We start from the raw sequence: 25,439 nt of genomic DNA on the forward strand, positions 1-25,439 counted from the left end.
GGAAAAACAGAACTTGCGTTTATTGATGGTGGTTATTGATTAAACCGATGGTTGGGGTTTCATCCGGGTTTTCTTCCCTTTATTCCAACGCATCAAGACCACTCGAACGACCTTATTCCAGGCATAAGCCACCCCGACACCCCCGGCTAGCGCAACAACGACCGCGACCGCTGGCTGATCCACGATATGACGGGCCACCGACTGGAACTGGAAATGGGTCAAATAGATGTACAGCGTGGACGAGGCTATCAACGCAAGCCCTCGCGATAGCACTCCGGGCACGGGAATGGATTTGAACCAGACCACCGCGAGCACCGCCGGCACGGCGATGTCGATATAGCTTCTCGCCACCTCAGCCTCCGGTCCGCCGCCGAAAAGGAGCAGCAGATCCTGCCCTCCGAGCACAATGACGGTCACCGCGCTGATCACCCACTTTTGCGTGCTCGAATTCGCATAATGAATGGCCATCCCGAGCACCATGATCGCCAGATAGTGCTGCGGCACCCGGTTATAGAGTGCGGTTGCATCAAACACATAGGCACTGATCAGAATGTCAGCCACTGCCAGCGCACAGGCTGCAATGACAAGGTTTTGAAACGGGTTGGCCCTGATCAGTTTCCGGACGCGCTCGAACGACAAGGCGAACCCGATGAGCAGGATCATTTGCAGCAGCACTTCGATGTACCAATAGGTAAATAGCCCGACAGTTCGCTCTGGAAACCAATTGGAAATCAGCAACAGGGTTTGCCAATGAACCTTGTCAAACACGGCCTGTACCAGAGCGGCGTAGAGTATGGTCGGTGCCGCAATACTGACGACGGACTTCAGAAGCGTGCGTGCGTCACCGCGCTCATTGATGGCTTGAAGTTGAAACCTCGCCAGGCTGATTCCCGAGACGATAAACAATACCTTGGTCTCGCCCGCGATCATCCAGTTGGAAAACAGATGCAGATGGCCAGCCACGATCAGCAGGATGGAAATGACGCGTAACAGCACGGGAACTTCCATGGCCCGAAGTGCAAACCTGGACGACCTGCCTGCATGAGTCAGCTCACCCAGTTCCCGCACGGGGATCATTTCCCATTGATGCGGAAGTTGGCCAATCAGCCCTTCCAGCACCATGGACGCCTGGACAAACGACAGGGAATCCCCGCCCAGTTCGACAAACGTCAGGTTTGCATCAATGCGCGGGACTTCAAGTATTTCCGACCAGGCAGCCACCAGCTTTTGCGTCAGCGGCGAGAGGCTCGAGTCCAGCGACGTCGCGTCACGGTCGATCGAGGGCAGCGCGCGTTTATCAATCTTGCCGTTAGGCGTGAGTGGAATAGCGTCCAGGAAAACAAACAACGCCGGGACCATATAGTCCGGCAATTCGTTGCTGAGATGGTCACGCAGTTCAGCGGTTGAAACCGGCGTGGCAGCGACGCAATAGGCAACCAGCCTCGCGAGCGACGTCTCCTGGTTCGCGATCACGACGCACTGCTTGATGCGTGGATGCCGCGACAGTGCGCCTTCGATTTCCGCCAACTCGATTCGGTGACCGCGAATTTTCACCTGACTGTCACCGCGTCCCAGAAACGTGACACTGCCATCAGGCAGATAAGTACCCAGGTCGCCGGTTTTATAACAAATGTCGTCGACAATATCGGTGAAGGGATTCACCACAAATTTGTCCCGGGTTTGCGTGGTGTCATTCCAGTAACCCAGCGACAAGTAAGGACTGCGGATAATAATTTCTCCGACTTCCCCTTCACTGACCAACTGATTGGCCTCATTCACCACCAGCAGTTGTGCGCCTTCAATGCCTTTGCCGAGAGGGATTTTGCCGCTGCCGGCCTGCGGCTCAATGCAGTGGTAACCCATGGCCTGGGGTGTTTCGGTGGTGCCATAAAAATTCACATTGACGGCATTCGGTGCAATAACGCGAATTTGTTCATACAACGTCTGGCTGAGCGCATCGCCGCCCCAGAACAGGAATCGCAGGGCGTTAAAAGTCAGCCCGCCGAGTTTCGCCCCGGTCTCAATCAGTTTCCCCAATGGCGGCGTCAGGTGAATGATGGAAATCCCGTGCGCCTGTATCCATGTCGCCAACGCCACCGGATCAATGAGGGTCGCCTGGGCAGGACAAATGACCTTCGCGCCAATCGACAGCGGCGTAAATACATCCCGGTAAACAGGGTCATGGCCCAGGCCGGACAGCAAGGAGAAACAGTCTTCTTTCGTCAGCGAATGCTGCCGTGTGTGCCACTCGATGAAGTGCACCAGCGGTGCGTGATGGGTCACGATCCCTTTCGGTTCGCCCGTGCTGCCCGAGGTGAAAGTGATATAGGCGGGTCGGGCCGGATCGACTTCCGGCAAACGCTGCGGCTCACCGCCGAACGCATGCAATGCCGCTTCGGGACTTTCCGCTATGCGAACGATGTGCGGATGAACCGCACGCTCCGCCGTTGATTCAGCGACGGTCGCGTCGCCGCACAGCAACACAAAGGATGGCTCAAGCGCCTGAACGATTTGCTCGACGCGTGCCGCCGGGTAGGCGGAGTCGGCCACGGTGAAGATCAATCCGGCACGCAACGCGCCGAGCATGGCATAGACCAGCCCCGCACTGCGGCTCGCGACAATCACCACCCGGTCTGCGTCCGTGGCGCCCTTGGCGATCAGGCTGGAAGCGATGCCCCGGCTGATCTCTTCAAGCTGACGATAGCTGCACGTTGCGCCCGGGGAAAGCACCGCAATGGCATCCGGTGTTCTACTCGCTTGCTGCAGGAAATCCCAAAAGATCGGACGCTCAGCACGGTATTCCAGGCTGAGCACAGGGTTTGGGCGAAGGTCGGCCATAGTGTTTTCATGCTCTGCGTGATCTATGCGAGGTTGACGTCTTACCCCGAAAACCCTGGCGGAGAGGATTCGGTATTTATCAGTTGCCGAACAAAAGACAAATAGCCTAGTTCAGTTTAGGTCGACTGCATACTGCAGGAACGATCTGCTCGCGATGGACATTAACGGTAACGCGTGCAACCTGAATGAACGCGTTGCCTGGGCGTTTTTCGCGGGCAGGCACCTCGACTGGCCGGCCATGCTCGGCACCCTGCGCGCCAAGGGTCGCCTGCATTTTGTCGGCATCGTGCCCGATGCAATTCCGGTGCACGTGTTCAACCTGATCCCGCAACAGAAGAGCCTGTCCGCCTCCCCTGTCGGATCGCCCGGCACCACGGCGACCATGCTCGAATTCTGCGCCCGGCATCAGATCCTGCCGCAGGTCGAGCACTTCCCCATGAGTCGAGTCAACGAAGCCATCGATCACTTGCGCAGCGGCAAGGCGCGCTACCGCGTGGTGCTGGACGCGAGCAAATGACCGTTCGAAACTGATCGATCACTCAGCGCCCGGTGGCGTGTCAGGCCGACCACTGACCGGCGCATGCTGCGCCATCAACTCGGCAATCCATTCGATGAACACGCGCAGCTTGAGGCTGATATGCCGGTTGGGCGCGTAGGCCACATAAAGCGGCATCGTCTCGAGGGTCCAGTCGGGAAACAGCGGCACCAACTCGCCCCGCGCCTCATACGCCGTGGACATGTACTGGGGCAACCACAGCACACCCAGCCCGGCGAGACCCGCCGCGAGGTAGGCATTGCCGTCGTCGACGGCCAACACGTAGCGACCTTTGATCTGCAGGTTTTCGCTGTGGTTGCGCATCGTATAAGGCAGCGGTTTGCCGGTGCGCGCCCAGAGGAAACCGACGATACGATGCTCCGAGTCTTCCAGCTCCCGCGGATGCGTGGGTGTGCCGAGCCGGTCGAGATAACTCGGTGCGGCAAAAACCCCGAGCGGCAGGTCAGCGACCCGTCGCGCCATCAACGACTGATCCATGAGTTCGCCGCCGCGTACCACGCAATCGACGTTTTCATCGATGATGTCGACGATGCGATCGCTGACGCCCATGTCGATCTGAATATCCGGGTAGCGCGCATAAAACCCGGGCAACGCGGGCATCAGAATCAGGCTGGCCAGCGGGCTCGGCACGTCCACTCGCAACCGGCCACGCGGCACTGCCGAGGCACCGGACAGGCTGGTTTCGGCATCGTCCATGTCCGCCAGCAACCGCAGCACCCGCTCGTAATACACCGCGCCATCGGCCGTAACGTTGACCTTGCGTGTGGTGCGGTTGAGCAACTTGACGCGCAAGCGCGCCTCCAGTTGCTGCACCAGTTGGGTCACGGTGGTCTTGCTCATGTGCAGCGTTTCGGCAGCCTTGGTGAAGCTGCCCGCCTCCACCACGCGCGCAAAGGCCTGCATTGCATCAAAACGGTCCATGGCTGCCCCGGATGTCGATCGAATTGTTTGGATATCCCAAACAGTGAGCACCAAGGTTGCTCGTTTATCGCCCCGGCGCAAGTCCCTAAAGTTGCCCCATCATCAGTTTCGGGACGATCCAGACCCCTCGAAGGAAGTACTTTATGACACAGCGCGACGTTGTTTTTCCGCCCGGACGCCAGGCGCTTTATGAGCGCAATCGTTATTCGCCGGCCATTCGTTCCAATGGCTTTCTATTCGTGTCGGGACAAGTCGGCAGCACCGAGGATGGCTCGCCCGAAGAAGATCTGGAGGCTCAGGTCCGACTGGCCTTCAACAACCTCAATGCAATCCTCGGCGCCGCCGGTTGCACCTTCGACGATGTGGTCGACGTGACCGTGTTCATCGTCGATCCCGAGTCGACATTCGAAACCATCTGGAACATCGTGCCGGAGTTCTGGGGGAACGCGCCGCACCCGACGCTGACGGGGGTCGGCGTGACCTGGCTGTATGGGTTCCGGTTCGAGATCAAGGTGATTGCCCGGCTTCCGGAAACCAGCCCTGAGTAATTCGGAACGTGCTCGAGGAGGCAGACTTGCCGTCACGTAGACTCTGGCATGCTTCCCGCAAAATACAAAAAAGCCGCTTCTACCAGAGGCAGAAGCGGCAGAGGCATGAGCCTCAGAGGATCAATGCATAAACAGAGCGATCAGGATAATGATCGGGATAGGTACACCGAGAAAGAGCAACAGTAATGAGCGCATGAAAATTCTCCAGGGTTAACGAACAGGTGCAGTAGTCACGTAAGCGTCGGTTTCCAGATACACCACGGCATCCCGACGACGACCACCGAAGGTAGCGGCGAGGCTGGCAAAAAACGCACCGATCAGCAGCGAGATGAACATCCACAACGATGTCAACGCAGCGACTTTGGCAGCCGTGTCAGCAGCCTGCTGCGCGGCCAGTTTGGCGTCGGCTACGGCTTTCTGGGTGCGGGCATAGACTTCGTCAACGCGACGTTCGGCATCGGCCTGGGTCAGGTTGGTCCGTTGCGCCACCAGTTGCGCCAGATAGGTACGGTCTTCTGCAGCCAGTTGCCCGCCATTGCCCAGGGAGCGTACGAAGATTCGGGTCACAGTGCCGCGGGCCGCATCATCACTGACGGCGGCAGGGCGATCGTCGCGGAACAGGCTGTCGACGAAGTAACCGTACTGATCACTGTTGGTATTTCCGGCTGCAGTCCCGGCCGCTTGAGTCGCGGCACTGGCAGCGCCACCGACTACACTCGCCCCGGCTTGCACACCACCGCTGATAACGCTGCTGACCGAGCCGACGATCAGGATCGCCGCCACCAGTGTCGACACGCACCACGACAGGAAGCCATGGGCCGTGTCACGAAAGTAAACTTCATCGCCATGCATGTTCGCCCACTTCACCCGCAGACGACCGGCAATGTAACCACCCAGACCGGAAGCGACGATTTGCGTCACGGCCAGCCAAATGATCGCTGAAATGCCCAAGCCCTTGGCGCTGACGCCTTCGTGGGCCCATGGGGAAACGGCGGAAAAACCCAGCCCGAAACCGAGCAGTACCAGGATCAGCGACAACGCGGCGGCCGCAGCGGCCCCCGCGAAAATCGCGCCCCAGGAAACGCCCGACAGCGAGCTTGATTCTTCAGCGGCAGGATAGAAACCATCAGAGGATCTATTCATTATTGTGTCGCTCCAGGCAGGAAAGATGTTGTTACAACTCGTCATCTGATGAATTGCAGTCAACGTGCCAGTCGCAAGTTTTTAATAAACAGATATTTTTCAACGACTTATAAAGTTTGAACTTCCCAGCACCATGCAAAATGCAACAACCCGCCAATATCAGCGGGTTTTATGCATTGGCCGTCTTTAATCAGCTGCCGGCGCCGTCGTGGGCCTCTTCAAAGAAGTAATCCTTCCAGCTCCCTGCCTTGTTTTTCAGCACACCCAACTCCTGCAGTTTTTCGGCGTAGATCGCCGTGCGCTGCGGAACAATCGTGAAGTTGATTTCCGGATCGTTGACGATGGTCTCGACCAGCGACAATGGCAGTTTCGATTGCTCGACGCGGATATAGGTCTGGGCAGCGGCGGACTTGTCGGCTTTGATGATCTTCTCCGCTTCGGCCAGTGCGTCGTAAAACGCCTTATAGGTTTTCGGGTTTTCGTCGTGGAATTTTTCGGTGGTGTACAGCACGTTGAACGTCGCCTGACCGCCCAGCACATCGTACGAACTCAGCACTTTATGCACGTTGGGATTCTGTAATTCCTGATACTGGAACGGCGGGCTGGAAAAGTGCGAGTTGATTTCAGAACCGCCGGCGACCAGCGCCGCCGTCGCGTCCGGGTGCGCCAGGCTGATCGAGATGTCGTCGAATTTCTTGTACTGGTCATTGCCAAATTGTTTGGCCGTTTCAATCTGCAAAGTGCGCGACTGGAACCCTACCCCAGCGGCTGGCACTGCGATGCGATCCTTCTCGGAAAAGTCTTTCAGTGCCTTCACGTTCGGATTGTTGGTCAGCAGGTAATTCGGCATCGAGCCCAGCGAGGCGATGGCCTTGACGTTCTGCTTGCCCTTGGTGCGATCCCAGATGGTCAGCATCGGCGGCACGCCCGCCGACACCACGTCCAGCGCGCCGGCCAACAACGCTTCGTTCATCGCAGTGGCGCCAGAAATGCTGTTCCAGTCGACCTTGATGTCCAGGCCTTCAGCCTTGCCGTGTTTCTCGATGAGTTGCTGATCGCGCACCACATCCAGAATCAGGTAACCGATACCGAATTGCTGGGCGATGCTGATCGTGCCTTCGGCGTGAGCGCCGGGGCTGAGTAACGCACTGACCGCTGCCAGAGAGGCTGCCAGATGTGTCAGCGTTGAAGGTTTGTAGGGAGTTGCCATGAAGTACTCGCTGTGAGTGGACGGGTCAGAAAAAAGCGACGGTGAACGAATGGCTACTCTTGCACCGTCAGTGTCTTGTTCAATTCGCCGATTTTTTCCAGCCGCGCGCGGACGATGTTGCGGCTGATATTCAGCAGGCGTCCGGTCTGCAACTGGTTGCCGTGGCAGAATCGGTAAGCGGCGCGGAAGATGGTTTCTTCGATGTGTTCGTAAAGGTCCGGGATGTTCCGTTCGAACAGCGCGTTGAGGGCTGACTCCAGATCCACCGGGCCGGCAGCCGCGTGACTGACCTGCGCGGCCTGCTCCTGGCGCATGCCCGAGGAGCGCATGTCCACCAGGTGCAAATCGGCCGGGGCAACCCGCTGGTTGCGGCACACCAGCAACGCGTGATGGATGGAGTTTTCCAGCTCGCGAATGTTGCCGGGCCAACTGTGTTCCAGCAGCTTGCGTTCGGCTTCGATACTCAAGGTGGCACGGTTGTAACCAAGACGCTGGCAGTGTTCTTCGAGGAAAAATTCGGCCAGTGGCAGGATGTCGCCCGGCCGTTCGCGCAAGGGCGGCAGGCGAATGGTGGCGACATGCAGACGGTAAAACAGGTCTTCGCGAAAATGCCCGGCGACCACCGCATCCGCGAGGTTGACGTTGGTCGCTGCCACCAGACGGACATTGATCGGAATCGGCGTGCGCGAGCCCAGCCGCACCACTTCACGCTCCTGCAAAACCCGCAGCAATTTGACCTGCATGTTCAGCGGCAGATCACCAATCTCATCAAGAAAAAGCGTGCCGCCATTGGCCGCTTCGAACCACCCGGCCTTATTGGTCGTGGCACCGGTGAATGCACCTTTCTCGTGGCCAAACAACTCGCTTTCCACCAGGGTCTCGGCAAACGCCCCGCAGTTCACCGCCACGAAAGGTTCGCGGCCGCGGCGGCTCAAGTGATGGATATGCCGGGCGACCAACTCCTTGCCAGTGCCGGTCTCGCCAATGATCAACGTGTTGGCTTCGCTGGGCGCCAGACGCTCGATGCGACTGAGCAATTCCTGAGAGCGCGGGTCCTTGAATACCAGAACGGTGGCCCGCACCGACTTGGTCAATTCGCGAGCGTTTGGGTGAGTGATCAGCGACATGGTGCATTCCTGGCAGTAAAAGCGCGTGATCAATAGTGCATGAGTTTGTTTAGACTAAAAAATTCTTAATTAGTATTTGTATATTCCTATAAGCCATATGCGGCGCGATTGCTTCCAGCCTGCTGCTGGAGCAGCAATGGGCAAGCATCGGTCTGCTTACCTATCAACACCGGGCTGTTCTCGCCCCCCGCCTGCATCGTCCTGAAACCCATACAGCGCAGGGCCTGCAGGCCATTTTTAATCCACTGGCATGCAATCTGCTCTCTCCTCTCCAGGACAGAACAAGACAGAACCACTTTTTGGGGAGATTTCAATGAAACGTTTCTGGCGCAACAGCCTGGTCGCCTTGACCGGGTTACTGCTCAGTGCCACGGCACTGGCGGAACAGGCACCGGCGTCGGTGAAGATCGCCATCGTCGCTTACACGCAGGGCGGTAAACCGGTGTTCGGCGGCATCGCCGGGCGGGTGATCGAGGACGGCTGGCTTGAGCAGCAACTGGCACAGCGTGGTGTCAAGCTCGACTGGATCGCCCTGCCCCACGCCGGCGCCGGGCCACAGATCAACGAAGGCTTCAGCAACAACAGCATCGACTTCGCCGTGCGCGGTGACCTGCCGTCGGTGATCGCCGGCGCGGGTGGCGTGCCGGGCAAACTGATCGTGCCCGGCGGCAGCGGCAACAACATCTATCTGGTGGTACCCGCCGGCTCAAGCGCCAACAGCATCGAAGACCTCAAGGGCAAACGCCTGGCCCTGCATCGCGGCCGTCCGTGGGAATTCGCTTTCAGCAACTTCCTCGCCAGCAAGGGCCTGCAGCTCGACGATTTCAAGATCGCCAACCTCAATCCGCAAGTCGGTGCGGCCGCCGTGTCTGCCGGCAAAGTCGATGCCGCCGTGCTGCTCAGCGAAGCGTATGCGCTGGAAGACAAAGGCGTCGGCAAGATCATCTGGTCGACCAAGCAAGGCGCCAACGACTGGCGTCTGGTCTCGGACCTTTGGGGCACCGACAGCTTTGTCGCACAGCACCCGGACATCACTCAACTGCTGGCGACCGCCTGGATCAAAGCCGCGTGGTGGATCTCCCAGGAAAAAAATCAAGACGCCTATTACCAGCTCTCGTCCCGCGCCGGTACTGCTGAAAGCGTGCTACGGCGCGATGACCAGAACGACCCGGTGGCCTGGAAAGACCGTTGGGCCCCAAAAAGCGACCAGCAACTCAAGGCCCATTACCAAGCGCTGACCGCCTATGCGCTGGCCAACCACCTGATTCGCGACACCTATGACATCACTCCTTCGCTGGCCACCGGTTTCACCAACCAGGCGCTGATCGATCTGCAACTCGCCGACTACTGGCCGGCCCTGCGTGGCCAGGTCAGTACTAACCCATGAACAGGGACATCCAGATGAAACTGCCGCAAAAATTCGTGTTCGGCCTGAGCGTTTTGGCGCTGTCGATGAGTGCCCTGGCCGCCGGTGCGCACGCGCCAAAACCCGATCCGCAACAAGGCGATGGCCGCGTCTCGGCGTTCTACACCTGGAAAGAGGTGATTCCCGCCACGCCGGGCAAACTGCTGCGTAGCGAGCCGCTGGAAAAAACCCTGAGCCTGCCCAACGCCGCCAGCGCCCAACGCATTCTCTACACCTCCACCGACGGCATCGATAACAAGACCCCGATCGTGGTGTCGGGCACGCTGTTCCTGCCCAAAGGCAAGGCGCCCGCCGGTGGCTGGCCGGTGGCGAGTTGGGGCCATGGCACCGTTGGTGTGGCGGATGTGTGTGCGCCGTCCTGGCAAGGTCGCTCGTACCGCGATGTGCAATACCTCAGCCGCTGGCTGGATGAAGGTTACGCCATCGTCGCCACCGACTATCAGGGCCTCGGCGTCCCCGGCGGGCATCCGCTGCTGAACAATCGCATGGCCGCCTACGGCATTCTCGATGCGGCAAAAGCGGTGGTCGGGGGTGTTCCGGGGCTGGCCAATAAAGTGCTGATCGTCGGTCAATCCCAGGGCGGCGCCGGCGCCTTCGCTTCAGCGGCCTATGCACCGACCTATGCCCCGGACCTCGGCGTCAAAGGCAGCATCGGCACCGGTGTGATTTACACCGTCGGCGCAAAAAACGTCGGTGAACAGGACGAGAACAAAGTCGACGCCTCGCTCGCCTATGGCTTCTACACCCTGCTCGCCGCCCAGCAATACGACCCAAGCATCAACCCGAAAGACTTCTACACCGACAAGGCCCTGCCGCTGTTCGAACAGGCGCGCACCAGTTGCCTCTCGGCACTGGTCAGCGACGTGATCGGCGTCGGCCTGACCCCGACGAATGCGAAAAAAGACTACAAGGGCGACCAACTCGCCGCATGGCAAAAACAGGTTTCCTACCCGACCCTGAAACTGGCCCAGCCGATTTTCATCGGCACCGGCGCCGAAGACAAAACCCCGGCCGCCTCTACCCAGGTCGCGCTGATGCAGGACGCCTGCAAAACCGGTTCGGTGGTCGAAGGCCATCTCTACAAAGGCCTGGGCCACAGCGAAACGGTCAACGCGTCACTCAAGGATTCGGTGCCGTTCGCCCACAAAGTCATCAATGACCAGCCCATCACCCCGATCTGCAGCCCAAGCGTGCAGTAAGACGGAGCGCCCCTCATGAGCATTGAATTTTTCACCCGCCTGCCCCTGCATGGCGAAACCCAATTCCTCCCCGGCGACCCGCGCAATCGCGGCGACTGGCACGCGGGCGGCACGAGCACCGGCGCGGTCTCGGGGTTCAGCGTCGGCGATCACTTCACTTACATCGACTACCTCGGCCAAATCGCCAAGGCTGCGGAAATCAACGGTTTCGGCGGCGCGCTGATGGTCAACGCGCCGTCCGGCGAGGAGCCGTGGACGGTCTGCTCGCTGCTGGCGCGAGAAACCCGCACGCTGAAATTCATCACCGCGTTCCAGCCCTACCACTACACGCCGTGGGTGGCGGTGCAGCAGGCGGCGACCTATCAACGCGCCACCGGCAACCGCCTGGTGTGGAACATCATCAATGGCGGTTCGGATGCGATTCAGCGTCAGGTCGGCGACTTCAGTGCTCACGACGAGCGTTACGAACGCGCCATTGAGTTCATGGACGTGGTCAAGGGTTACTGGCACAACGAAAACTTTCACTACGAAGGCAAATTCTACCGGGCCGAGGGCGGTGGCCTGCGCGGGCCACTGAAGAAGGCCCAACTGCCGCTGATCTGCACCGCCGGCTCGTCGATTCCGGCCCGTGAGTTCGCGGCCAAACATGCTGACTTTTATCTGATGCGCGCCGAGCACCCGGACGAGATTGCCGCACTGATCGCCGACATTCGCGAGCGCGCGCTGAAGTACGGGCGCACCGATATTCGCTTTGGTCTGTCGATTGACGTCATCACCCGCGAAACCGAAGAACTGGCGCGCACCGAAGCCAAGCGTTTCTTCGACGAAGGCATTGCCCGAGGCGCCGTCAAAGCCGTGGCCGCACACGCCGGCCTGCGCACCGCGCGCAAACTCAGCTACGAAAACGAGTTCGCGCAGAAGACCGAAACCCAAAGCTTCGATGACTTCTTCATCCACCCGAACGTGTGGACCGGTTTCGGCTACATCGGCATCCCGCCGGGCTGCGCGCTGGTGGGCAGTTATGAAAACGTGGTGGCGCGGATTCGCGAGTACAACGCCCTCGGCATCGACCTGTTCTTCCTGGCTGGCTACCCGCACCTGGAAGAAGCCTACCGCCTGGGCGAGCACATCCTTCCGCACTTTCGCAGTGAGCGCGCCGAGTTGAGTCGTGCGCTGCCGGCGCCGCTGGAACTGCGCTCGGCCAACGGCCCGGCCGGCGTCTGAGGCGATGAAAAACCTAAAAGGAGCGTTCCATGTCCATTGAATTTGTCGGCATGATCTTCCCCCGCCAGTGGTCCGAGACCCGCGGTATCCGCAGCCCGGATTTCGATCTGGATTTCATCCGCCACCACGCCCGCGCCCATGAACACGCCGGCTTCGATCGCGTGCTGATCGCCAGCGGCCCCGGCAGCGCCGACAGTTTGCAGATTGCCGCGTACGCAGCGACGCACACTGAGCGCCTGGGTTTCATGATTGCCCATCGCCCCGGCCTCACCGCGCCCACCGTCGCCGCTCGGGCCTTCGCCACGCTGGACCACACCACCGGCGGCGGCCGCATTCGCTTGCACGCGATTACCGGCATTACCGCTGAACCGCAGGAAGGCGATTTCCTGCTGGACAAGACCGAGCGCTATAAGCGCACCGATGAGTACCTGGAGATCGTGCGGCGCACCTGGACGGCTGAAGAACCGTTCGACTTCGAAGGACAGTATTTCAACATCAAGGGTGCTTTCTCGCCGGTCAAACCGTTGCAGCAGCCGCACATTCCGATTTCCTTTGGCGGGTCGTCGGACATCGCCTACCAGATCGCGGTGAAGCACGCGGACCTCTACGCGTTGTGGGGCGAGCCGTTGAGCGGTGTCGCCGAACAGATCGGCAAACTGCGCGCGGCGGCGAGTGCAGCCGGAGTCGAGGCGCCACGAGTGAGCCTGTCGGTGCGCCTGATCCTCGGCGCGACCGAGGAATTGGCGTGGCAGCGCGCGGAGCAGATCCTTCAGCAGATCAAGGCCAACCCGCAGTTTGCCGCCGGCAGCCCCTGGCAAAAACGCATCAAGGGCACCGGCTCAGAACGCTTGCTCGCCGCCGCCGCACTGGGCGACCGCCACGACCGCGCCCTGTGGATGCCCACCGCCACCGCCGTCGGCGCCTACGGCGACACCACCGCGCTGGTCGGCACCCCGGAAACCGTGGCCCAGGCCTTGCTCGATTATGTCGACCTGGGCGTGACCACCTTCCTCAACCGCGGCTACGACCCGCTGTATGACACGGTCGATTATGGACGCTGGATTATTCCGGCGGTGCGTGAGGAAGTACGGCGGCGCAAGGCGCGGGTGGCTTCGCCTACAGAATCGGAGGCAGTTCGTATCGTCGGCTGACGCAAAAACTGTGGGAGCCCGGCTTGTCGAATCGTCGCACCGCGGCGATGGTGATTGCTCAGGGACGTGATGTTCTGAAAATCGTGTAGGAAAGCGTCCTCAATGCTGGGGTCATTCGCCCTGCCGGATCTCAAACCTTTAAACAACACCCAACCCCTGTAGCAGCCGGCGAAGCCTGCGTTCGGTTGCGAAGCAGCCGTAAATCCGGCGTGCAGGCTTCAACTGACCTATCGAGCCTCAAAGGTTTTATGGCTTCAATCGGCCCGGTGCGACCATTTCGGAAGGTATTCGCTGGAACTGGTGGCGGCAGGGCATGATGGGGAGCATCAAGGCTCAATACGACGGTGTGAGGGTACTTTCCGAGACCGAGTTTTTCGACAATCTCGCGGTCATCGACATTCCCGTACTGGTGATGCACGGCGAGGACGATCAGATCTGTCCTTTCCCGGCGACCGGGGCCAAGTCGGTGAAGTTGTTAAAGCAAGGCACGCTGAAGTCTTACCCGGGATTCCCGCACGGCATGCCCACCACGCATGCCGAGATGATCAACGCTGACCTGTTGGCGTTTATCAAAGGGTAAATGGGTGGAATTGCACCACTTTGTTAACGATACAAAGTGGTGCAATCGCAAGAAATGAATTCGGCTAACTGGCCGATTTCACCATCAGAAGTTAGCCGGCGTATTCGCGCTGATAATTTCCGCCTCATCCTGCCCAATGTTGCGAAACCGGTGCGGCAACGTCGTCGGAAAGTAGTAGCCGTCACCGGCATTGAGCACGCTGATCTGCCCGTCCACCGTCAACTCAACCGTACCCCGCGTTACCAGCCCGCACTCCTCGCCTTCCGCGTGCACGATCGGTTCTTCCCCCGAACTGGCGCCCGGCGCGTATTGCTCGCGCAGCAAGCGCATTTGCCGGCTCGGTACTGAGGCACCGATCAGCAGCAGGCGCAGACCATGACGGCCGAGATCCGGTTGTTCATTGGCGCGGAAAACGTATTGGTGTTCGCGGGGGGGTTGGTCGAAGGTGAAGAAGTCCGCCAGGGACATGGGGATGCCTTCGAGCAGTTTTTTCAGTGAGCTGACGGAGGGACTGACGCGATTCTGTTCGATCAGGGAGATGGTGGCATTGGTGACGCCGCTACGCCGGGCCAGCTCGCGCTGGGAGAGTTTGTAGCTTTCGCGTACTAATTTGAGTCGTGAGCCCGTGTCCATGACAGCCTTATGCGAGAAATACTTAAGGGGTATGGGGGTGGATGGCGGGCGACTTTTGGCCGCGAAAGTACCGCTTCCCTGTCCCGGATATTTGAAAGGCGGGTATTAAATCACGTTTGGGGGTGTTGCTGTAGAAGCATGGTTTTTGGTGATGGGGGTGGGTCGAGTGATATGGATGTCGGCTATTCCGGCCTCTTCGCGAGCAGGCTCGCGCCTAAAGTTTGATGCGTGCTGATTCCACATTTCGTGTTCGCTGGAGATCCAATGTAGGAGTGAGCCTGCTCGCGAAGGCGGTGTGTCAGGCGACATCAATATTAAATGTGCCACCGTCATCGCGAGCAGGCTCGCTCCCACAACGTCAGATACCGAAGCGATCTCGCAGTGCGTAGTACGCGGCGCCCATGGCGGTGAGCGGGGCCTGGAAGGTGCGGCCGCCGAGCATTGGCATGTGCGGGAGCGAGGCGAAGGCGTCGAAGCGTTCGGCGTCGCCGCGGATCATTTCCGAGATCAGCTTGCCGGCCAGGTGCGAGCAGGTGACGCCGTGGCCGCTGTAGCCTTGCATGTAGTAGGCGTTTTTCTCGATGCGACCGAATTGCGGCATGCGCGACATGGTCAGCAGGAAATTGCCGGTCCAGCGGTAATCAATCTTCACGTCCTTCAATTGCGGGAAGGTCTTGATGATTTTCGGCTTGATCAGCTGTTCGATGTCGTCCGGTTCGCGCGCACCGTAAACCACGCCACCGCCGTACAGCAGGCGGTTGTCGGCCGTGAGGCGGTAGTAGTCGAGCAGGTAGTTGCAGTCTTCGACGCAGTAGTTGTTTTTGATCAGGCTGCGCGCAACCTTTTCCGACAACGGTTCGGTGACGACGATTTGCGAGCCACACGGCATGCTTTTGCTGGTCACACGATTGTCGAGACCCTGCGGCAAGTAGGCGTTGCCGGCGATCAGCAGGTACTTGGCGCGGACCACGCCTTTGGCGGTGCGCACGGTGATCGGTTCGCCGTAGGTGATCTCCACCGCTGCCGACTGCTCGTAGATTTTGCCACCCAGGCCGATGATGGCCGAGGCTTCGCCGAGCGCCAGGTTCAGCGGGTGAATGTGGCCGCCCTGCATGTCGAGCAGGCCGCCGACGTAGTTGTCGCTACCGACTTCGCGCTTGATGTCCGCCGCGTCGAGCATCTTCAGGTTTTTGTTGCCGTAGCGCTCCCAGCTGCTTTTCTGCTCGGCCAGGCCCTTGAGCTGCTTTTTGTTCAGCGCAGCGAAGATGCCACCCGGCTTGTAGTCGCACTGAATGTCGTAGTGCTGTATGCGCTGACGGATGATGTCGGCGCCTTCGAAAATCATGCTGCCGAGCACTTCAGCGGTCTTGTCGCCGTAGCGTTCTTCGATGACATCGACGTCGCGGCTGTAGGAGTTGACCAGTTGGCCACCGTTGCGGCCGCTGGCGCCGAAACCGACTTTGGCGGCTTCGAGCACGGTGACGCTGTAGCCGGCTTCGGCCAGGAACAGGGCCGAGGACAAACCGGTGTAGCCGGCGCCGATGACGCAGACGTCGCAGTCCACCGCTTGTTCCAGCACCGGGAAGTCGCCGGTGAAGTTGCGGGTGGCAGCGTAGTAGCTGTCGACGTGTGTTTGTTCTGTAGAGGCTTGTTTCATAGGTTTCTCCGATGGCCGCCAGCACGCGCCAGCGACCGCCGTTGTAGAAGTATTAGAGCTTGATCCAGGTCGCTTTGAGTTCGGTGTATTTATCGAACGCGTGCAGCGATTTGTCCCGACCGTTACCCGACTGCTTGTACCCGCCGAACGGCGCGGTCATGTCGCCGCCGTCGTACTGGTTGACCCAGACGCTGCCGGCACGCAAACCGCGAGCGAAGGTGTGCGCCTTGCTCAGGTTGCTGGTCCAGACACCGGCGGCAAGGCCGAAGATGCTGTCGTTGGCGATGGCCAGCGCTTCTTCTTCCGTGTCGAAGGTGATCAGCGACAGCACAGGGCCGAAAATTTCTTCGCGGGCGATGGTCATGGCGTTGGTCACGCCGTCGAAGATCGCCGGTTCTACATACAGGCCACCGGTGGCTTCGAGGGTACGACTACCACCCGCAATCAACTGCGCGCCCTGGTCTTTGCCGATCTGGATGTAGCGCAACACGTTGTCCAGTTGACGCTGATCGACGACCGCACCGACGGTGGTTTGCGGGTCCAGTGCATGTCCGGGCTTCCAGGCTTGCAGCGCTTCCACCAGCAGCGGAATGAACTGCTCGCGGATCGAACGCTCGACCAGCAAGCGCGAACCGGCGGTACAGACTTCGCCCTGGTTAAAGGCGATGCCGCTGGCCGCTGCTTGTGCTGCCGCGCGCAAATCCGGCGCGTCGGCAAACACCACGTTCGGGCTCTTTCCCCCTGCTTCGAGCCAGACGCGTTTCATGTTGCTTTGGCCAGCGTAGATCAGCAGCTGCTTGGCAATCGCGGTTGAGCCGGTGAAGGCCAGCACGTCGACGTCCATGTGCAACGCCAGTGCCTTGCCGACGGTATGACCGTAGCCTGGCAGCACGTTGAACACGCCTTTCGGGATACCGGCATCCAAGGCCAACTGAGCGATGCGGATCGCGGTCAGTGGCGATTTTTCCGACGGCTTGAGGATGAACGAGTTACCCGCCGCGAGGGCCGGGGCGAACTTCCAGCTGGCCATGATCAACGGGAAGTTCCACGGCACGATGGCGGCGACCACACCGGCAGGTTCGCGGGTGATCAGGCCGAGCTGGTCGTGCGGCGTGGCGGCGACTTCGTCGTAGATCTTGTCGATGGCTTCGGCGCTCCAGCGAATCGCGTTAGCGGTCGCCGGAATGTCGATGTTCAGCGAATCGGTGATCGGTTTGCCCATGTCGAGGGTTTCGAGCAGGGCCAGTTCTTCCTGGTTGGCCAGGATCAGATCGGCAAAGCGAATCAGAATGCGCTTGCGTTCTGCGGGCGCCAAATGCGCCCAGATGCCGGAATCGAACGTGCGGCGCGCGACCGTGACGGCTTCGTTGGCGTCGGCTTCGTCCGTGCTGGCGACGTTGGCCAGAAACCGGCCATCGACCGGGCTGATGCATTCGAAGGAGTCGCCGCTGAGTGCGTCGCGGTAGCGACCGTCGATGAAGGCGCGACCTTCAATGGATAAGGACTGGAAGCGTTGTTCCCAGTCGCTGCGAGTGTTTGTCATTGTTGTGACTCGACGCAGAGGAATAAGGAGTGGGACTGAATGCCGCTCAGCCCCCTGCAGGAGTGAGCCTGCTCGCGATAGCGGCGCATCAGTCAGCATTGATGCCGCCTGATTCACCGCAATCGCGAGCAGGCTCACTCCTACAGTGGATCGGGTTTCAGCCTGGAACCGGGCTCAAGCCATTAAACGGTATGCAGGTACCAGTTGTACTCAAGGTCCGAGATAGAGTTCTCGAACTCGGCCAGCTCGCTTTCCTTGCACGCCACGAACACGTCGATGTACAGCGGGTCGATGTATTTGGCCATGACATCGCTGTCGTCCAGCTCACGCAGGGCGTCGCGCAGGTTGTTCGGCAGGCTTTGCTCGTTTTGCTCGTAGCTGTTGCCTTCCACCGGGGCGCCCGGCTCAATCTTATTGGTCAGGCCGTGGTGAATACCCGCCAGCACCGAGGCCATCAGCAAGTACGGGTTGGCGTCAGCGCCGGCAACACGATGCTCGATGCGCACGGAGTCCGCCGAACCGGTCGGCACACGGACCGCGACGGTGCGGTTGTCGATGCCCCAGCTCGGCGAGTTCGGCACGTAGAACGCTGCGCCGAAACGACGGTAGGAGTTGACGTTCGGGCAAAGGAACGCCATCTGCGCCGGCAGGGTCTCGAGCACACCGCCGATCGCGTGACGCAGCGCGGCGTTCTGCTCGGGATCCTCGCTGGCAAAGATGTTGTTGCCTTCTTTGTCGAGAATCGAAATGTGCACGTGCAAACCGTTGCCGGCCTGGCCAGGATACGGCTTGGCCATAAACGTGGTGTCCATCTCGTGGTCGTAGGCGATGTTCTTCACCAGACGCTTGAGCAACACCGCGTAGTCGCAGGCCTTGATCGGGTCGTTGACGTGATGCAGGTTGACTTCAAACTGCGCCGGGGCGCTTTCCTTGACGATGGCGTCGGCAGGAATGCCCTGCTCTTTCGCGCCTTCGAGGATGTCTTGCAGGCAATCGACGTATTCATCGAGGTCGTCGATCAGGTAGACCTGGGTCGACACCGGACGCTTGCCCGACACCGGCGAACGCGGCGACTGCGGACGGCCGTTCACGTTGTCCTGGTCAATCAGGTAGAACTCGAGTTCGAACGCGGCGCAGATGGTCAAGCCCAGATCGTCGAACTTGCGCACCACATTGGCCAACACTTCACGGGGGTCAGCGAAGAATGCCTGGCCTTCCAGTTCGTGCATGGTCATCAGCAATTGAGCGGTCGGGCGTTTTTGCCACGGCTCGATGCTCAGGGTGCCCGGGATGGGGAAACAGATCCGGTCAGAGTCGCCGATGTCCAGACCCAGGCCGGTGCTTTCCACCGTGGAGCCGTTGATGTCCAGAGCAAAGAGAGAAGCTGGCAGGTTGATGCCTTTTTCGTAAACCTTATGAAGACTGGTGCGCTCGATGCGCTTGCCGCGCACCACACCGTTCATATCCGCAATCAGAAGGTCGACGTACAAAACCTCAGGATATTTCTTAAGGAATGCGTTTGCTTCGTTGAGTTGAACGGTACGCAGAGGGACCGACATTTTGCACCTATTAGCTGTTAATTATTATGTTCACTTCACTTTCTGGAGCCCAGTCAACCCGAACGGCAAAGTGAAGTCAATAGCGAACACCGCGCCTCTCATCCTTTATTTTCGGGGGTTTTTTGGGCGCGAGAGTGCCATATAGGTCGCCGACACCGCGTAAAGACTAACGATCGGACGTGTGGCGTTTAGAATTTTTTACATGAGAGTTGTTAATTAAAATCAACAAGGCTAAGCTCCGGAAAAGCTCGTTCAAGTGTGAAACTTCGAGGTGATAAAAATGGCATTCAAGCCATTGATCGGCGTTACAGCGTGCGTCAAACAGATTGGCCTGCACCCCTACCACATCAGCGGCGACAAGTACTTGCGTGCTGTCAGCGTCGCGGCTTTGGGGCTGCCTGTGGTTATTCCTTCTTTAGGCGAACTGACCGACATCGAGGATGTGCTCGCGCATCTCGACGGTCTGTTGCTGACCGGCTCGCCATCGAATGTGGAACCTTTCCACTATCAAGGCCCGGCCAGCGCTCCCGGCACGGATCACGATCCGGCGCGGGACGCCACGACCCTTCCTTTATTACGTGCAGCCATCGCGGCGGGCGTTCCGGTGCTGGGCATCTGCCGTGGCTTCCAGGAAATGAACGTGGCGTTCGGCGGCAGCCTGCACCAGAAGGTGCATGAACTGCCGGGCATGCTCGATCACCGGGAAGCGGACAGTCCCGAGCTGGCGGTGCAGTACGCCCCGGCGCATGCGGTGACGGTGCAACCGGGCGGTGTGTTCGAAGCACTGGCGTTGCCGTTGGAGTTCAGGGTCAATTCGATTCACAGCCAGGGCATCGACCGCCTCGCCCCGGGCCTGCGCGCTGAAGCGATTGCCCCGGACGGTTTGATCGAGGCGATTTCCGTGGACCACAGTCCGACCTTCGCGGTCGGCGTGCAATGGCACCCGGAATGGCAGGTGCTTTCGAACCCGCCTTATTTGAGTATTTTCCAGGCGTTCGGCGATGCATGCCGGCGACGGGCCGCGCTACGTAAAACCCGCTGACCCACACCCATGAATGATTGCCCCCGCGAGTCAGGCGGGCGTGCCTTTGCGCGTCCGTCCTTCGCGATAACACCACACTGCAATAACAACAAGTACGACCCAGGCAGCCAGGACGGCGGCGCCGAATAAGCCCGAACGCACACCACCCGGGCTTGCAATCCACTCTTAAGTCAGGCCGCGTTGGCCCGACGACTGAAACCTGTTGGGAGTTTCACATGGCAAACGCCTCCAGCATTTACAGGAAGGCTCTTGAAGGTCACCAGGCACCGAAAAAGGTTCTGGTGAAAATCGACCGCGTCACCAAGAAGTTCGACGAAACCTGCGCAGTAGACGATGTTTCGCTCGAGATTCATCAAGGCGAAATCTTTGCCCTGCTCGGCGGTTCGGGTTCCGGCAAGTCGACGCTGCTGCGCATGCTCGCCGGCTTCGAGCGTCCGACCGAAGGACGGATTTTGCTCGATGGCGTGGACATCACCGACATGCCGCCGTATGAACGGCCGATCAACATGATGTTCCAGTCGTACGCCCTGTTCCCGCACATGACTGTGGCGCAGAACATCGCCTTCGGCCTCAAGCAGGATCGTTTGTCCGCCAGCGAAATCGACGCCCGCGTTGAAGAAATGCTGCGCCTGGTGCACATGACCCAATACGCCAAGCGCAAACCGCATCAACTGTCCGGCGGTCAGCGTCAGCGCGTGGCCCTCGCCCGCTCCCTGGCCAAACGTCCAAAGCTGTTGCTGCTCGACGAGCCGATGGGCGCGCTGGATAAAAAGCTGCGTTCGCAGATGCAACTCGAACTGGTGGAAATCATCGAGCGGGTCGGCGTGACCTGCGTGATGGTGACCCACGACCAGGAAGAGGCCATGACCATGGCCCAGCGCATCGCGATCATGCACCTCGGCTGGATCGCGCAGATCGGCAGTCCGGTCGACATCTATGAAGCCCCGGTCAGCCGCATGGTCTGCGAATTCATCGGCAACGTGAACGCCTTTGACGGCACCGTCGTGGAAGACCTTGAAGGTCACGCGATCATTCACAGCCCGGACCTGGAGCAAAAGATTTACGTCGGTCACGGCGTCAGCACCTCGGTGCAGGACAAGTCGATCACCTACGCCATTCGCCCGGAAAAAATGCTGGTCAGCACGACCAAGCCTGAGGCCCGCTACAACTGGTCCAGCGGCAAGGTGCACGACATCGCTTACCTTGGCGGTCACTCGGTGTTCTACGTCGAATTGCCTGGCGGCAAAATCGTCCAGTCGTTCATGGCCAACGCCGAACGCCGTGGCGCGCGTCCGACCTGGGACGACAAGGTCTACGTGTGGTGGGAAGACGACAGCGGCGTGGTACTGCGCTCATGAAAACACTCAATCAGCAGTTCATGCGGCTGATGCCGAGTGGTCGCAAGCTCGTCATCGGGATTCCATTCCTGTGGCTGTGCCTGTTTTTCCTGTTGCCGTTCTTCCTGGTGATGAAGATCAGCTTCTCGGAAGCGGCGCTGGCCATTCCTCCATATTCCGAGATCTACACCTTCGCCGAGCAGAAATTCCAGCTGTTCCTTAACGTCGGCAACTACCTGTTGCTGACCGAGGATGAGCTGTACATCTCGGCTTACTTCGGCTCGTTGAAGGTCGCGTTTTTCAGCACGCTGATGTGCCTGGTGATCGGTTTTCCGATGGCCTATGCGATCACCAAGGCGAAAAAAGAAACGCAGAACGTCCTGATGCTGTTGATCATGATGCCTACCTGGACTGCGATCCTGATCCGCGTTTACGCGTGGATGGGCATCCTCAGCAACAACGGTTTGCTCAACGCCTTCTTGATGTGGACCGGCCTGACCAATCACCCGATCGAGATCCTCAACACCAACACCGCCGTCTACATCGGCGTGGTTTACGCGTACTTGCCGTTCATGGTGTTGCCGCTGTACGCCAACCTGGTCAAGCACGACGAGACGTTGCTGGAAGCCGCGTCGGACTTGGGTTCGAGCAATTTCAACAACTTCTGGAAAATCACGGTGCCGCTGGCCAAGAACGGGATTATTGCCGGCTGCATGCTGGTGTTTATACCGGTGGTTGGTGAGTTCGTGATTCCGGAACTGTTGGGCGGCCCGGAAACCCTGATGATCGGCCGTGTGTTGTGGCAAGAGTTCTTTAACAACCGCGACTGGCCGGTGGCGTCTGCGCTGGCGGTGGTGATGCTGTTGATTCTGATTGTGCCGATTCTGCTGTTCAACCGCAGCCAGGCCAAAGAGATGGAGGCACGGGGATGAAACGTTTCGGTTTTTCAAAAATGATGCTGGTGTTCGGCCTGTCGTTTATCTACCTGCCGATGCTGATTCTGGTGATCTACTCGTTCAACGCCTCGAAACTGGTGACGGTGTGGGGTGGCTGGTCGCTCAAGTGGTATGCCGGCCTGCTCGACAACACGCAGCTGATGGGCTCAGTGGTGCGCTCGCTGGAAATCGCCTGCTACACCGCGATTGCCGCCGTGGCGCTGGGAACTTTGGCCGCGTTTGTCCTGACCCGCGTCACGCGTTTCAAGGGTCGCACGCTGTTTGGTGGCCTGGTCACCGCGCCATTGGTGATGCCGGAAGTGATCACCGGTCTGTCGCTGTTGCTGCTGTTCGTGGCGATGGCGCAGTTGATCGGCTGGCCGATGGAGCGTGGCATTGTCACGATCTGGATCGCCCACACCACGTTCTGCGCGGCTTATGTGGCGGTGGTAGTCTCCGCCCGCCTGCGAGAGCTGGACCTGTCCATCGAGGAAGCGGCCATGGACCTCGGGGCGAAACCCTTCAAGGTGTTTTTCCTGATCACCATCCCGATGATTGCGCCCTCGCTGGCGGCCGGCGGCATGATGTCGTTTGCCCTGTCGCTGGATGATCTGGTGTTGGCGAGCTTCGTCTCCGGCCCGGGTTCCACGACCCTGCCGATGGAAGTGTTCTCGGCGGTACGTCTGGGGGTCAAGCCCGAGATCAACGCCGTGGCCAGCCTGATCCTGCTCGCCGTTTCGATCGTGACCTTCATGGTCTGGTACTTCAGCCGCCGCGCCGAAGCCACCCGCAAACGGGCGATCCAGGAAGCGATGGACCAGACCGCCAGCGAGTCTTGGCAGCAACCTGAAAAGCAAAGGGTAGAAGCGACGGCCTAGTGCCGTCACGTTTCACGGTTTTGCGTTTGATTTGATAAGAAGAATTGGAGTTGTACCGATGAAAATGTTTGGCAGGACTCTGCTGACACTGTCCTTATTGGGCGCGATCGCCACCGGCGCCCAGGCCAATGACAAGGTTCTGCGCGTCTACAACTGGTCGGATTACATTGCCCCGGACACCGTCAAGAAGTTTGAAGACGAGACCGGCATTCGCGTGACCTACGATGTGTTCGACAGCAACGAAACCCTTGAGGCACGCCTGCTCGCGGGTAAATCCGGCTATGACATCGTCGTGCCGTCCAACAGTTTCCTGGCCAAGCAGATCAAGGCCGGCGTCTATCAGGAACTGGACAAATCGAAGCTGAGCAACTGGAAAAACCTAAATCCCGTGCTGCTGAAAAACGCCTCGGCCAGCGACCCGGATAACGCCCACGCCTTCCCGTACATGTGGGGCTCGATCGGTATCGGTTTCAACCCGGCCAAGGTCAAGGAAGTGCTGGGGACCAACGCGCCGACCCATTCCTGGGACTTGCTGTTCAAACCGGAAAACGCCGAGAAGCTGAAAGCCTGCGGCATCAGTTTCCTCGATTCGCCGACAGAGATGCTGCCGGCCGCCCTGCACTACCTGGGTTACCCGGTGAACTCGCAAGACAAAGGACAGATCGCTGAAGCTGAAGCGCTGTTCATGAAGATTCGGCCGTCGGTGGCTTATTTCCATTCATCGAAGTACATCTCCGACCTGGCCAATGGCAACATTTGCGTGGCCGTTGGTTACTCCGGTGACGTGTTGCAGGCCAAGGCCCGCGCGCAGGAAGCGGGCAACGACGTGACCATCGCCTACAGCATTCCGAAAGAAGGGGCTGGCAGTTTCTACGACATGGTCGCGATCCCGCGGGATGCTGCGAACGTCGAGAACGCTTACCTGTTCATGAACTTCCTGATGCGCCCGGACATCATTGCCGAGATCACCAACAACATCGGCTACAGCAACGCCAACGCCGCGGCGACGCCGTTGGTGGATGAAGCGATTCGCGATGACCCGGGCTCGTATCCACCGCTGGCGGTGATGGCGACGCTGTACGCGATTCCGGACATGCCGATTGGCGTGCAACGGGTGATGACGCGCGGCTGGACCCGGGTGAAGCTCGGGAAATAATCGCCGGGCCTGGGATTGCTATCGCCGGAAAGCCGGCTCCTGCAAGTTAAATGTTGCACCGCAGATCATTGTAGGAGCTGGCTTGCCAGCGATGAGGCCATCACTGGCAACATCAAACTTGACTGTTTCCGTTCACGCAGCGCCTTACCACCGCTGCACCTCTCTCCAGAACGGCCTCACCTGGCTTCCTCGGTTCAGGTGAATTCGGCGCCCTCCTCGGGCGCCTTTTTTTAGGCGGGCACCAGCGGCCACTCGGCCAGCGCCCGATAGTGCCCCTTGTGCGATTCAAACAAGACAAACCGATCAGCCCGCAGAAAAAACTCCGGTGGCGTCGCCGACTCAGGCACTGGCGCTCCATAGTCGCGCATCAACGTCAGGTGCGGCCGAAACTCCTTTGGCGCGTCCTCGAACCCGAATGGCAACATTGCCTGCTCCAGCGCATACACCAGCCGCAGCAACTCCGGCGGCGCCTGCTCCGCCGCGAGCACCAACGCGCCGGCCCTACGCCAGACGTCCAGCCGATCCAGCGCGATCCTCAACGGCACACCCGGCACGCGAACCTTCGCCGCCGCCGCGCAAATCTCGGCGATCTGCGCCACGCCCACCGCCCCCAAAAATAATAAAGTCAGGTGAAAATTTTCCGCCGGCACCGGGCGCCCGTTGCGCAACTGCAGCGCGGCGCGCCATTGTGCGATGGCCTTGCGCTGCTCGGGCGGGCAGTTCAAAGCGAAAAACAGCCGTTTGACCGGCTTCGGGGTTTCGTCGCTCACGCCTGG

20 protein-coding genes and 2 pseudogenes are annotated in these 25,439 nt (G+C 59.6%); 12 read left to right on the top strand and 10 right to left on the bottom strand.

Annotated features, from left to right (window positions below; all coding sequences use genetic code 11):
- Window positions 1-39 precede the first annotated feature (39 nt).
- Window positions 40-2,838, bottom strand: coding sequence for an amino acid adenylation domain-containing protein (locus ACYZT4_RS08675; RefSeq protein ID WP_461986964.1), 2,799 nt, complete (start codon window positions 2,836-2,838; stop codon window positions 40-42).
- A gap of 211 nt (window positions 2,839-3,049) precedes the next feature.
- On the opposite strand from ACYZT4_RS08675, the pseudogene ACYZT4_RS08680 reads away from it, so the two are divergent.
- Window positions 3,050-3,355: pseudogene (locus ACYZT4_RS08680) on the top strand (alcohol dehydrogenase); the annotation flags it as partial.
- Window positions 3,356-3,373: 18 nt separating this feature from the next.
- Here the strand turns inward: ACYZT4_RS08680 and ACYZT4_RS08685 are convergent.
- Window positions 3,374-4,315, bottom strand: coding sequence for a LysR family transcriptional regulator (locus tag ACYZT4_RS08685; protein WP_461986966.1), 942 nt, complete (start codon window positions 4,313-4,315; stop codon window positions 3,374-3,376).
- Between the two features lie 143 nt (window positions 4,316-4,458).
- Here ACYZT4_RS08685 and ACYZT4_RS08690 point away from each other — a divergent pair, with 143 nt between their 5' ends.
- Window positions 4,459-4,863: a RidA family protein gene (locus ACYZT4_RS08690; RefSeq protein WP_461986968.1), complete on the top strand. Its 405-nt coding sequence runs from the start codon at window positions 4,459-4,461 to the stop codon at window positions 4,861-4,863.
- Window positions 4,864-5,073: 210 nt separating this feature from the next.
- On the opposite strand, the gene ACYZT4_RS08695 is transcribed toward ACYZT4_RS08690, so the two are convergent.
- The 3 genes from ACYZT4_RS08695 to ACYZT4_RS08705 all read right to left on the bottom strand — a co-directional run bounded on the left by ACYZT4_RS08695 (window position 5,074) and on the right by ACYZT4_RS08705 (window position 8,343).
- Window positions 5,074-6,006: a hypothetical protein gene (locus tag ACYZT4_RS08695; protein WP_461986969.1), complete on the bottom strand. Its 933-nt coding sequence runs from the start codon at window positions 6,004-6,006 to the stop codon at window positions 5,074-5,076.
- A 190-nt stretch (window positions 6,007-6,196) separates the two neighbouring features.
- The gene (locus tag ACYZT4_RS08700; protein ID WP_461986971.1) at window positions 6,197-7,216 is read right to left on the bottom strand and encodes an ABC transporter substrate-binding protein; all 1,020 of its coding nucleotides are present in this window, start codon (window positions 7,214-7,216) and stop codon (window positions 6,197-6,199) included.
- Between the two features lie 53 nt (window positions 7,217-7,269).
- Entirely contained in the window at window positions 7,270-8,343 is a 1,074-nt protein-coding gene (locus ACYZT4_RS08705; RefSeq protein WP_461986972.1) for a sigma-54 interaction domain-containing protein, read from the bottom strand.
- 313 nt (window positions 8,344-8,656) lie between these two features.
- Between ACYZT4_RS08705 and ACYZT4_RS08710 the strand changes: the two genes are divergently transcribed.
- The 5 genes and pseudogenes from ACYZT4_RS08710 to ACYZT4_RS08730 all read left to right on the top strand — a co-directional run.
- A complete protein-coding gene (locus ACYZT4_RS08710; RefSeq protein ID WP_461986974.1) occupies window positions 8,657-9,730 on the top strand; it encodes an ABC transporter substrate-binding protein in 1,074 nt (357 codons plus the stop codon).
- 14 nt (window positions 9,731-9,744) lie between these two features.
- Window positions 9,745-10,968: a lipase family protein gene (locus ACYZT4_RS08715; protein ID WP_461986976.1), complete on the top strand. Its 1,224-nt coding sequence runs from the start codon at window positions 9,745-9,747 to the stop codon at window positions 10,966-10,968.
- 15 nt (window positions 10,969-10,983) lie between these two features.
- Window positions 10,984-12,192 (top strand): LLM class flavin-dependent oxidoreductase, encoded by a 1,209-nt coding sequence (locus ACYZT4_RS08720; protein WP_461986978.1) that lies wholly within the window; start codon window positions 10,984-10,986, stop codon window positions 12,190-12,192.
- 29 nt (window positions 12,193-12,221) lie between these two features.
- Window positions 12,222-13,343 carry an LLM class flavin-dependent oxidoreductase gene (locus tag ACYZT4_RS08725; protein ID WP_461986980.1) on the top strand — a complete coding sequence of 374 codons (1,122 nt, stop codon included), beginning with the start codon at window positions 12,222-12,224 and terminating at the stop codon, window positions 13,341-13,343.
- A gap of 244 nt (window positions 13,344-13,587) precedes the next feature.
- A pseudogene (locus ACYZT4_RS08730) lies at window positions 13,588-13,923 on the top strand (alpha/beta fold hydrolase); the annotation flags it as partial.
- Window positions 13,924-14,007: 84 nt separating this feature from the next.
- Here ACYZT4_RS08730 and ACYZT4_RS08735 read toward each other — a convergent pair.
- The 4 genes from ACYZT4_RS08735 to ACYZT4_RS08750 all read right to left on the bottom strand — a co-directional run bounded on the left by ACYZT4_RS08735 (window position 14,008) and on the right by ACYZT4_RS08750 (window position 19,315).
- Window positions 14,008-14,556, bottom strand: a complete 549-nt coding sequence (locus ACYZT4_RS08735) for a cupin domain-containing protein (RefSeq protein WP_008068184.1) — start codon at window positions 14,554-14,556, stop codon at window positions 14,008-14,010.
- A 358-nt stretch (window positions 14,557-14,914) separates the two neighbouring features.
- On the bottom strand, window positions 14,915-16,213 hold the full coding sequence (locus tag ACYZT4_RS08740) for an NAD(P)/FAD-dependent oxidoreductase (RefSeq protein ID WP_461986982.1): 1,299 nt from the start codon (window positions 16,211-16,213) through the stop codon (window positions 14,915-14,917).
- Between the two features lie 52 nt (window positions 16,214-16,265).
- On the bottom strand, window positions 16,266-17,756 hold the full coding sequence (locus tag ACYZT4_RS08745) for an aldehyde dehydrogenase (protein WP_461986984.1): 1,491 nt from the start codon (window positions 17,754-17,756) through the stop codon (window positions 16,266-16,268).
- Between the two features lie 182 nt (window positions 17,757-17,938).
- Window positions 17,939-19,315 carry a glutamine synthetase family protein gene (locus tag ACYZT4_RS08750; RefSeq protein ID WP_461986986.1) on the bottom strand — a complete coding sequence of 459 codons (1,377 nt, stop codon included), beginning with the start codon at window positions 19,313-19,315 and terminating at the stop codon, window positions 17,939-17,941.
- A 280-nt stretch (window positions 19,316-19,595) separates the two neighbouring features.
- Here ACYZT4_RS08750 and ACYZT4_RS08755 point away from each other — a divergent pair, with 280 nt between their 5' ends.
- The 5 genes from ACYZT4_RS08755 to ACYZT4_RS08775 all read left to right on the top strand — a co-directional run bounded on the left by ACYZT4_RS08755 (window position 19,596) and on the right by ACYZT4_RS08775 (window position 24,663).
- Window positions 19,596-20,357, top strand: coding sequence for a gamma-glutamyl-gamma-aminobutyrate hydrolase family protein (locus ACYZT4_RS08755; protein ID WP_461986988.1), 762 nt, complete (start codon window positions 19,596-19,598; stop codon window positions 20,355-20,357).
- A gap of 215 nt (window positions 20,358-20,572) precedes the next feature.
- On the top strand, window positions 20,573-21,715 hold the full coding sequence (gene potA / locus ACYZT4_RS08760) for a polyamine ABC transporter ATP-binding protein (RefSeq protein WP_461986989.1): 1,143 nt from the start codon (window positions 20,573-20,575) through the stop codon (window positions 21,713-21,715).
- Between the two features lie 29 nt (window positions 21,716-21,744).
- On the top strand, window positions 21,745-22,626 hold the full coding sequence (locus ACYZT4_RS08765) for an ABC transporter permease subunit (protein ID WP_461988607.1): 882 nt from the start codon (window positions 21,745-21,747) through the stop codon (window positions 22,624-22,626).
- A complete protein-coding gene (locus ACYZT4_RS08770; protein WP_461986991.1) occupies window positions 22,623-23,507 on the top strand; it encodes an ABC transporter permease subunit in 885 nt (294 codons plus the stop codon). The genes ACYZT4_RS08765 and ACYZT4_RS08770 overlap by 4 nt, the downstream gene beginning before the upstream one ends.
- Before the next feature lie 58 nt (window positions 23,508-23,565).
- Window positions 23,566-24,663 (top strand): polyamine ABC transporter substrate-binding protein, encoded by a 1,098-nt coding sequence (locus ACYZT4_RS08775; RefSeq protein WP_461986993.1) that lies wholly within the window; start codon window positions 23,566-23,568, stop codon window positions 24,661-24,663.
- A gap of 230 nt (window positions 24,664-24,893) precedes the next feature.
- Here the strand turns inward: ACYZT4_RS08775 and thpR are convergent, their stop codons facing one another.
- Window positions 24,894-25,433: an RNA 2',3'-cyclic phosphodiesterase gene (gene thpR, locus ACYZT4_RS08780; protein WP_461986995.1), complete on the bottom strand. Its 540-nt coding sequence runs from the start codon at window positions 25,431-25,433 to the stop codon at window positions 24,894-24,896.
- Between the last annotated feature and the right edge of the window lie 6 nt (window positions 25,434-25,439).

The sequence above is a fragment of the Pseudomonas sp. GB2N2 genome, assembly GCF_054897705.1.

Excerpts from the sequence above, each read along its gene's own strand:
- ACYZT4_RS08675 (WP_461986964.1), bottom strand. The coding sequence starts at position 2,838 with ATGGCCGACCTTCGCCCAAACCCTGTGCTCAGCCTGGAATACCGTGCT.
- ACYZT4_RS08685 (WP_461986966.1), bottom strand. The coding sequence starts at position 4,315 with ATGGACCGTTTTGATGCAATGCAGGCCTTTGCGCGCGTGGTGGAGGCG.
- ACYZT4_RS08690 (WP_461986968.1), top strand. The coding sequence starts at position 4,459 with ATGACACAGCGCGACGTTGTTTTTCCGCCCGGACGCCAGGCGCTTTAT.
- ACYZT4_RS08695 (WP_461986969.1), bottom strand. The coding sequence starts at position 6,006 with ATGAATAGATCCTCTGATGGTTTCTATCCTGCCGCTGAAGAATCAAGC.
- ACYZT4_RS08700 (WP_461986971.1), bottom strand. The coding sequence starts at position 7,216 with ATGGCAACTCCCTACAAACCTTCAACGCTGACACATCTGGCAGCCTCT.
- ACYZT4_RS08705 (WP_461986972.1), bottom strand. The coding sequence starts at position 8,343 with ATGTCGCTGATCACTCACCCAAACGCTCGCGAATTGACCAAGTCGGTG.
- ACYZT4_RS08710 (WP_461986974.1), top strand. The coding sequence starts at position 8,657 with ATGAAACGTTTCTGGCGCAACAGCCTGGTCGCCTTGACCGGGTTACTG.
- ACYZT4_RS08715 (WP_461986976.1), top strand. The coding sequence starts at position 9,745 with ATGAAACTGCCGCAAAAATTCGTGTTCGGCCTGAGCGTTTTGGCGCTG.
- ACYZT4_RS08720 (WP_461986978.1), top strand. The coding sequence starts at position 10,984 with ATGAGCATTGAATTTTTCACCCGCCTGCCCCTGCATGGCGAAACCCAA.
- ACYZT4_RS08725 (WP_461986980.1), top strand. The coding sequence starts at position 12,222 with ATGTCCATTGAATTTGTCGGCATGATCTTCCCCCGCCAGTGGTCCGAG.
- ACYZT4_RS08735 (WP_008068184.1), bottom strand. The coding sequence starts at position 14,556 with ATGGACACGGGCTCACGACTCAAATTAGTACGCGAAAGCTACAAACTC.
- ACYZT4_RS08740 (WP_461986982.1), bottom strand. The coding sequence starts at position 16,213 with ATGAAACAAGCCTCTACAGAACAAACACACGTCGACAGCTACTACGCT.
- ACYZT4_RS08745 (WP_461986984.1), bottom strand. The coding sequence starts at position 17,756 with ATGACAAACACTCGCAGCGACTGGGAACAACGCTTCCAGTCCTTATCC.
- ACYZT4_RS08750 (WP_461986986.1), bottom strand. The coding sequence starts at position 19,315 with ATGTCGGTCCCTCTGCGTACCGTTCAACTCAACGAAGCAAACGCATTC.
- ACYZT4_RS08755 (WP_461986988.1), top strand. The coding sequence starts at position 19,596 with ATGGCATTCAAGCCATTGATCGGCGTTACAGCGTGCGTCAAACAGATT.
- potA (WP_461986989.1), top strand. The coding sequence starts at position 20,573 with ATGGCAAACGCCTCCAGCATTTACAGGAAGGCTCTTGAAGGTCACCAG.
- ACYZT4_RS08765 (WP_461988607.1), top strand. The coding sequence starts at position 21,745 with ATGCCGAGTGGTCGCAAGCTCGTCATCGGGATTCCATTCCTGTGGCTG.
- ACYZT4_RS08770 (WP_461986991.1), top strand. The coding sequence starts at position 22,623 with ATGAAACGTTTCGGTTTTTCAAAAATGATGCTGGTGTTCGGCCTGTCG.
- ACYZT4_RS08775 (WP_461986993.1), top strand. The coding sequence starts at position 23,566 with ATGAAAATGTTTGGCAGGACTCTGCTGACACTGTCCTTATTGGGCGCG.